The sequence below is a fragment of the Psychrobacter sp. Sarcosine-3u-12 genome, from assembly GCF_002836005.1.
GTDB classification, from domain to species: Bacteria; Pseudomonadota; Gammaproteobacteria; order Pseudomonadales; family Moraxellaceae; genus Psychrobacter; species Psychrobacter okhotskensis.
In genome coordinates, this window is record NZ_PJBY01000070.1 from 44,016 (window position 1) to 50,015 (window position 6,000).

Consider the following 6,000-nt stretch of genomic DNA (forward strand, 5'->3'; position numbering starts at 1 on the left):
CCCTTCTTGCAAGGATAATAAGCATTCTTCGCTAAAGAAAAACTAAACTATAGTCAAAATATCCTAAAAACGCGACCTTATTGCTGATATCAATTTTTTATAGCCTCTGTGTCAGCGTAGACACAGCAAGCAAGAAAAATCGATATCAACAGTGCGTGAGGTATCAATATTACTTTTCACTGACTATACATAAGTGCAATTATACAAAGTCGCTTTCAAAGCAATGACTTGTTATGATGACATAAAAGCAGCAAAGCTGATGCATCGATTTATAACTCACCCACCACTTAGGGTTTGCTTACTCATTTTTTATGTAGTGACTATTATCTGCATATGATAACAAGGACTGAACATCATGAAACGTTTTAAAGAAAAAACCGTCATCGTCACAGGGGCCGGCTCAGGTATCGGTCGCGCAACTGCCATTCGTTTTGCTCAAGAAGGCGCTAGCGTCGTTTTAGTAGGACGTACAGCTGACAGTTTGGCAGAAACCGCTAAGGAGTTTCCGACAGATCGCACTTGGATTCATACCGATAATTATATGACCATTACTTGCGACATTAGTGTGCAGAGCCAAGTGCAAGAAATGATTAAAAGAGCCATCGATCAATTTGAAAAGATTGATATCTTGGTGAATAATGCAGGTAAGGCCATTCAAGGTAAAATTACAGAGCTAACGGCTGAAGACTGGAAATTAGCGATTGATGTGAATTTAAATGGTACTTTTTACGTCTGTCAGGCAGCCATGCCGCACTTGATAGCAACCAAAGGTAATATCGTCAATGTCTCATCATTGTCAGGGGTCGGCGGTGATTGGAATATGGCAGCTTACAATGCCGCCAAAGCTGGCGTTAGCAATCTAACACGGACGCTGGCTTTAGATCATGGTCCTGATGGGGTACGTGTCAACGCGGTTGATCCGAGCGTGACTAAGACAAACATGACCAGTGCCATTCAAGATAATGATGCCAAGACCGATAAATTCTTAGATCGTTGTCCACTTGGTCGTTTGGCCACGCCAGAGGACATTGCCGCTGCCATTACTTTTTTGGCAAGTGACGATGCGTCGATGATTACTGGCGTCAATCTTGCGGTGGACGGCGGGATTAGTGCTTCTAACGGTCAGCCTCAGTTTTAGCTATTGCTCTCTTTGTAATTGAATATGAGTATTTTGCTAGCCATCCCTAAGAGGCTTAAATACTCATATTCGCAAGACATATCTAATCGGCTGATTGATTAACATCCTGTAGTGGCTGCGACAAGCGCTCAGGATATTTTGGTAATACGCCTTTATATTGAGCATAGATTTTTGGCAAGTCAGCCTCGATATCGCCAGTAGGATACACCGCTGACAAAAAACGTATTTCTTTGGTCTTATAATCCAATGCCACTGGCAAAATAGGGACACCAGCGCCCACTGCTAAATAATAAAAACCTGTTTTCCATTCTTTCCTATAATCGCGAGTGCCTTCTGGAGATAGCCCCAAGAACAAAGGCTTACCAGTCTTAAACTTAGCAATACTCGCTTGTAGCACTGAGCCCTTATTGCCCCGATTGATGGGAATAATACCCATCCAACGTAATAGTTGTGCCAGTACTGGTACTTTGAATAATGTGTGCTTACCCATAATGCTAACTTTTAAATCAATAGCAAACAAACCGGGCAATGCATAGAGGCCATCCAAATAAGAAGTGTGCGGCAAAGCCAATACCACTGCTTGCGACACATTTGGAATATCGCCAACAGTACGCCAGCCTAATACTTTTAACAAACGCGCACCGATAACTGGCGTAATAGCACCGCCACGTCTGGGAATTAAGTCACCCAAATCCTTTCGGCTAAGCTTCGGTAATATTTTAGAGCGTGTAGAACTAGCGGCAATAGGCTTAGAACGACGGCTAAACTTCGATGTCATAACGGCACCAGATAATAAAAGATAGCTACATAATAACATTAACCTTATGCCACTAAATTGCCTTTTATAATCTTTTATCGTGCTGTCTCTTACTCAACCCTACAGCGAGCATCAGCCTACCTAATGCTCGTTGTTACTATAGTTTATGAGATATCAGCCAAGTTACCTTTGTCCTCAAGCCAAGTCTTACGATCAGCAGAGCGTTTCTTAGCGAGCAGCATATCCATCACACTATTGGTTAATACCATGTCGTCCATGTCTAGCTGGACTAAGCGGCGGGTATCACGATTCATGGTCGTCTCACGTAGCTGCTCTGCACTCATCTCTCCCAGCCCTTTAAAGCGGGTAATTTGTGCTTTTTTATTACCCGGTACATTAGCCAAAATATGGGCAAGCTCAGGCTCATCTAACGCATAATGTACGTCTTTACCGACATCCACGCGATATAACGGAGGCATGGCGACAAATAGATGTCCTGCATCAACCAACGCTGGAAAATGCTTAACGAACAACGCGCAAATCAAGGTGGCAATATGCAGACCATCAGAATCCGCATCCGCTAAAATACATACTTTATCGTAGCGTAATTCGGACAAATCGTCTGACGCTGGATCGACACCGATAGCGATGGCGATATCATGGATCTCTTGGCTCGACAGCACGGTATCTGAGGATACTTCCCATGTATTTAGAATCTTACCGCGCAGTGGCAATATAGCCTGATAATGACGATCTCGTGCCTGTTTGGCACTACCGCCCGCCGAATCTCCTTCCACCAAAAATAACTCTGCACCATCACGTAAATCACCACGGCAATCAGCCAATTTACCCGGTAAGGCAGGACCTTGAGTAATCTTTTTACGCGCGACTTTTTTGGCAGATTTTAGGCGACGTCCTGCTTTATTAATCGCCAACTCGGCGATCTGAGCACCCATATCGGCATGCTGATTTAACCACAAACTAAAGGCATCTTTTGCCAATGTCTGTACTGCGCCAGCGGCTTCTCGACTCGATAAACGCTCTTTGGTTTGCCCTGAAAACTGCGGTTCAGAAAACTTAAGCGACAGGATATAATTGACCCCATCCCATACATCTTCTGCGGTCAGCTTGACACTACGCGGCAATAAGTTATGAATATCACAGAACTCACGTAAGGCCTCTAAAATACCTGTGCGCAGACCATTAACATGCGTGCCCCCCTGAGCCGTCGGGATAAGGTTCACATAGCTTTCTTGAATGGGCGTACCCCCATCTGGCAACCAAGACAAGGCAAAGGTAATGGCGGCACGTTCGCCCGCTTTCGCATCGTAATTATAATAGAACGGTGCTTCAGGCAAAGTTTCAAGACCATCTAACTGTTCATTTAAATATTCAACGACGCCATCAGCGAACTGCCAGACAACTTTTTCATTATTAATATCATCGACGAACTCAATCGTCAAACCCGCGGCCAACACCGCTTTGGCTTTTAGATTGTGCTTGAGTTGTTTAACATTAAATTTTGGCGTATCGAAGAAACTACCATCCGCCCAAAAATGTACTTTAGTACCGCGTTTACGCTTGTTTGAGCTGATCGTTTCCGTCAAAGGCGTAACTGGTGCACCATTTTCAAAGACCATTTCAAACTGGGTACTATCACGCCATACGGTGACTTCCACTCGCGTGGATAGCGCATTGACGACCGAGATACCAACGCCATGCAGACCACCTGAAACTTCATAATTAGAGGTCGAAAACTTACCACCAGCATGTAAGCGGGTCAAAATCAGCTCAATCCCTGACTGTTTAAACTCAGGATGAATATCAGTCGGCATACCTCGCCCGTCATCCTCAACTGACAACGAGCCATCACTATACAATTGAACTTTGATGGTTTTAGCATAACCCGCCAACGCCTCATCGACTGAGTTATCAATCACCTCTTGTGCCAAGTGGTTGGGGCGTGTGGTGTCCGTATACATGCCGGGGCGACGACGTACCGGCTCAAGTCCTTCTAAAACTTCTAACGATTGCGCATTATATTGACTCACAAATGCATCCTTAACGATTCATGTCTGATTAATTCTATTCAACCATTATAACGAAAAATAGCGACGTTAAGGTTAATAGTCCATCGCTCACGTCATATAATGTCGCCTGTTTAGACTCGTACTAAATCTTGTAGCATATTTATCACCATCGGCAACTGCTCACCAAAGTCACTAAACCGATGATCGCCACCCGCTTGTAAAATAACCGTACTCCCTTGCTGTTGATAAAAGGCTTTAGACAATTCAGGATTTAATAACTCATCGTCTTCTTTGATAAATACCGCAATTTTTTTAGGATAATGAATTTCTGATAACTGATGATCTGCAAACCATTGCAAATCCGCAGAAGTAATATCCCAACCGCCAGCAGTCGTATAGAGAATTTGGTTCTTTGGCAATTCATCTTCGCCTTGACCTTCATTACTATCGTTATTTAATAGTAGGTCATGAGCAAAGCGCTGTAATGTCACGTGTGGCTGGGTACTAGGATTTAATAGTAAAGCCGGACAGCCTGTATGATTGCTCACCAAGGTGGAAAAATAGCCACCTAATGAACTGCCAATTAGTACAGTTTTTTCTTCTGTATTGAGTTCGGTTACCAATTTAACTAATTGCTCAAACACTTGCTCAGGGGCGCTGTTAAGATCAGGGCGATATACGTTAATATCAGCATGATGCTGCTGGCCATAGCTTTCTAATAATATGCCTTTGGTCGAGTTGGCATCACTATCCAATCCATGAATATAAATAATGTTCACGTACAATCTCACTTATTAATTTTGTTATGATGACTTTATATATGCTATAAAAGCTAAGCATAGCATTGCCTCGCCAAAAACAGTAACAATAAAGTGGCACACTATTATTCGTTATTTACGACATAATAATGTTTTAAAATAAGATGAGGCAAGTTAAGGGAATAACGATAAACGCGATGGAGCCGCCATGAATCAACAGTTTGAACTGTTCGAGATTGCCAATCCATGTATTGGTCTTTGTCAAAGCAATAAGAAGGGTTATTGCTTTGGTTGCCTGCGTAGTCGAACTGAGCGCCAGCGATGGCATGACATGACGACAGAGCAGCAACGCGAGGTGCTAAGGCTTATCGCAGGACGTAAGCTGCGTATTGAGCTTATGCGGCTACGTAAAAACGAGCAGTTAGATTTTGATTTTGAAGAAGACGTTGAGATGGGTGAGTTGTTTTGAAAATATAGGGTTGTGATATAAGATTAAATAAGAATACCTACCCTATAACAATTAAATTAAAAAAATTATACTTTCTGACCTTATTTATCTTCTTTTTCATACCAATACTTCAACTGTCTCTTAGATAGCATTTCTCTCATTTGTTTAGCTAATTCTTTATTCTCAATTGATCCATTTTCAAAAATCTCAATCATTTTTTGACGAATTGGTTCATGTGCTTTACGCCTCGTCATTATTGCACTCATAGTACTCATAGCCGTCCTATATAAAAAATCGTTTTCTTTCATACTGACAAGAATCTTTTTATATTCATTGGTGACATCCACCCAATCTTCCAAATTGTCTGCTTCTTTATCAAAATGAGCAGGCGTAACCTTACTTGGAGACTTTGCTTCAATAATTTCTATTCCAGCACGAGCATAAGCCTTTGCTACCAATTCTGAGCAAAAAGAGGAATTGTCGTTTCCAGAACCCATAAAAGCTTTATTGTAATCTTGCGCATAGAAATACATGGCTGCTTCTTGTAGCCTCTCAGTATCTGAACAAGATTCGGTAATTGATTTATGTCTAATAACTCGCCAGTTTTGATTGCAAGCTTCATCCTCATCGACTAATAAAGCCAAATGAACACCCTTATCATTAGTCGAGTGTATAAAAATTCCATCGCCCAAGCTAAATTCGACATGGCTTGAACTGGCGTTGGAATAAAGTATTTTCTGCGCTTTTATAAGTGATGAGGACAACTTATTTTCACCAGTCACTAGTAAAATATCTCCAGGTAGCATTTGATTCTCCTAAGTAGCTAACACTGTACAATATGTACGGAATAATAAGTCATTTGATAGAGC

The 6,000-nt window shown here is 42.0% G+C and carries 6 protein-coding genes; 2 read left to right on the top strand and 4 right to left on the bottom strand.

Features of this window, described 5'->3' with window-relative positions:
* Positions 1-355 precede the first annotated feature (355 nt).
* Positions 356-1,138 (top strand): SDR family NAD(P)-dependent oxidoreductase, encoded by a 783-nt coding sequence (locus CXF65_RS02035; protein WP_101210859.1) that lies wholly within the window; start codon positions 356-358, stop codon positions 1,136-1,138.
* A gap of 82 nt (positions 1,139-1,220) precedes the next feature.
* Here CXF65_RS02035 and CXF65_RS02040 read toward each other — a convergent pair whose 3' ends face one another.
* From CXF65_RS02040 to CXF65_RS02050, 3 genes are all read right to left on the bottom strand, one after another.
* Positions 1,221-1,916 (bottom strand): lysophospholipid acyltransferase family protein, encoded by a 696-nt coding sequence (locus CXF65_RS02040; protein WP_101210865.1) that lies wholly within the window; start codon positions 1,914-1,916, stop codon positions 1,221-1,223.
* 143 nt (positions 1,917-2,059) lie between these two features.
* A complete protein-coding gene (gene parE, locus CXF65_RS02045) occupies positions 2,060-3,946 on the bottom strand; it encodes a DNA topoisomerase IV subunit B (RefSeq protein WP_101210860.1) in 1,887 nt (628 codons plus the stop codon).
* A 110-nt stretch (positions 3,947-4,056) separates the two neighbouring features.
* The gene (locus CXF65_RS02050; protein WP_101210861.1) at positions 4,057-4,704 is read right to left on the bottom strand and encodes a YqiA/YcfP family alpha/beta fold hydrolase; all 648 of its coding nucleotides are present in this window, start codon (positions 4,702-4,704) and stop codon (positions 4,057-4,059) included.
* A gap of 187 nt (positions 4,705-4,891) precedes the next feature.
* Between CXF65_RS02050 and CXF65_RS02055 the strand changes: the two genes are divergently transcribed.
* Positions 4,892-5,152, top strand: a complete 261-nt coding sequence (locus CXF65_RS02055) for a DUF1289 domain-containing protein (RefSeq protein ID WP_101210862.1) — start codon at positions 4,892-4,894, stop codon at positions 5,150-5,152.
* Between the two features lie 80 nt (positions 5,153-5,232).
* Here CXF65_RS02055 and CXF65_RS02060 read toward each other — a convergent pair whose 3' ends face one another.
* Positions 5,233-5,937, bottom strand: coding sequence for a YiiX/YebB-like N1pC/P60 family cysteine hydrolase (locus tag CXF65_RS02060; protein WP_101210863.1), 705 nt, complete (start codon positions 5,935-5,937; stop codon positions 5,233-5,235).
* Between the last annotated feature and the right edge of the window lie 63 nt (positions 5,938-6,000).